We start from the raw sequence: 1,724 nt of genomic DNA on the forward strand, positions 1-1,724 counted from the left end.
TGGTGCGCAATTCCCCGAGCGCGTCGCGCGCGCCCGGAGCGCTACAAGATGCCCAAAGGCCAGACCCCGGAAGAGGTCAAGGCAAAGCTGGAGGCCGTGCTGAACGCGGAGCTCGCGGCGCGGAAGTTCTCCTATACGCGCTCCGACGGCTCGTCCTGGACGCTCACGCTCGACGACGTGCTCGTGCGCATCGGCGATCTCGAGATGGCCTACAACATCAACGATTGCGCCGAGGTGCGGTGGGGGGCGCTGGAAGGCAGCGAGGAGATGGCGACCTGCAAGCGGCGCGCGCCCAAGGTCCAGCAGCAGAAGATGGCGTCCGAATACCGTCCGTGGTTCAACGAGCGCCGCCGCCCGCCGCGCGGCTGAGCGCTACTCACGCCCAAGACCTAGAGATACTCGCTCCTCGTATTGGTCTGCCCAGAGGGGTGGCGCTTCGCCAAACCTATGGTAGGGAAAGTCCGCGCATCGAGGTTGCTAGGTCGCAGCGGCCGCCATCGGTTAGAAACAAAATTGGAGGAGAACGAATGGCCGTATTTTTGATTGCCCACGTGAAGGTCACCGACGACGCTTGGGTCCCCGCCTACGCCGAGAAGGTGCACGACATCGCGGCCAAGCACGGCGGAAAATATCTGTCACGCAGCGGCAACATCACGACTCTCGAAGGCGAGAAGCCGGACTCGACGCTTGTTGCGCTCATCCAGTTTCCATCCCTTGAGGCCGTCAAAGCCTTCGCGAACGATCCGGAGTACGCGCCGTTCGGCAAGGCGCGGCAAGACGGAAGCGTCAGCACGCTTTATGTCATCGACGACACGGATCTGGCGGGCACCATTCCCTATCTTCCGAAAGCCAGCGGCTGAGTCTAGGCCGTAGGCCGGCAAGCCCGATCACTCACGCGTCGAGACCTGCGTCACGGGACGGGACTGCTGGCAGTTTCCGGACAGGTTTTGATAGTGGATGCTCTTCAGGCCGGACTCGATCCACTCTTTGTTGCTTTTGTCCGGGCGGTAGTCGTAGAGCTCGATGGTGATCGTCTCGGTATGCGAGCCCGCCGCCGAGTTGTCGAAGACGCTGATCTCCGAGTCCAGGCGCGCCGGTTCGGCGCTGGTATCCAAGCGCCAGTCCGGAAAGGGCGGCTCCTTGACCGTTCTCTGTGAGCCGCGGATCTCCACGAGTTGACGCTGCTCGTAGCGCAGGTCACTGCCCACTTGATGAATATCGAACAGGAGCGCCAGGCGCGGCTCTCCGGTGTATCCGATCAGCAGACAGTGAAGCTGCGGATTCTCCGCCGGAGCTTCGGCGCGCGTTTCGGCCGGCGGCGGCGGGCTCGCATCGATCAACAAGTCTGCGGTCAGCCAATATCCGGCCACAAGCAGAGCCGCCAAGATGCCGGCAACAGCCGCGCCGATGGTCAGAGTTCTTCGAGACGCCATGGGGGGAAAGCTACCGTGCTTCGCGCGGCGGGCCAAACGCTTCGGAGGTCCAGGCTCGAGTCCTAGCCGGCGGACGCCAAGATCTTGCGCCAGCGGAGCGCGGACAGCATGCCGATGACGAGGCCGACGCCGCTGAAAAACAGCACGACGAAGATGCAGCCGTCGCGCGCCGCGACGATCATCTGGGCATTGGGGCCGTCTAGCGCCGCCATCATGCGGGCGGGGAACATCGAGGTTATGATCAGAAGCGCCAGCAGCCCGTTCTGATGGCGACCTCGATGACGATGGCGA

Annotated in this window: 3 protein-coding genes and 1 pseudogene; 2 read left to right on the forward strand and 2 right to left on the reverse strand. The window is 63.5% G+C overall.

Going from position 1 to position 1,724, the window contains the following annotated elements:
• Together AUC71_RS12855 and AUC71_RS12860 are read left to right on the forward strand one after the other, a co-directional pair.
• A pseudogene (locus tag AUC71_RS12855) lies at window positions 1-369 on the forward strand (hypothetical protein); the annotation flags it as partial.
• Window positions 370-527: 158 nt separating this feature from the next.
• A complete protein-coding gene (locus AUC71_RS12860) occupies window positions 528-860 on the forward strand; it encodes a DUF1330 domain-containing protein (protein ID WP_069624578.1) in 333 nt (110 codons plus the stop codon).
• Between the two features lie 27 nt (window positions 861-887).
• Here AUC71_RS12860 and AUC71_RS12865 read toward each other — a convergent pair whose 3' ends face one another.
• Window positions 888-1,433 carry a hypothetical protein gene (locus AUC71_RS12865; protein ID WP_069624579.1) on the reverse strand — a complete coding sequence of 182 codons (546 nt, stop codon included), beginning with the start codon at window positions 1,431-1,433 and terminating at the stop codon, window positions 888-890.
• 62 nt (window positions 1,434-1,495) lie between these two features.
• Window positions 1,496-1,724, reverse strand: a 229-nt coding sequence (locus AUC71_RS19665; RefSeq protein WP_158007837.1) for a hypothetical protein, incomplete at its 5' end; no start/stop codon positions are given.

The sequence above is a fragment of the Methyloceanibacter marginalis genome (assembly GCF_001723295.1).
GTDB lineage: Bacteria > Pseudomonadota > Alphaproteobacteria > Rhizobiales > Methyloligellaceae > Methyloceanibacter > Methyloceanibacter marginalis.

Coding starts and splice junctions, on each gene's coding strand:
- AUC71_RS12865 (WP_069624579.1), bottom strand. CDS start 1,433: ATGGCGTCTCGAAGAACTCTGACCATCGGCGCGGCTGTTGCCGGCATC.
- AUC71_RS12860 (WP_069624578.1), top strand. CDS start 528: ATGGCCGTATTTTTGATTGCCCACGTGAAGGTCACCGACGACGCTTGG.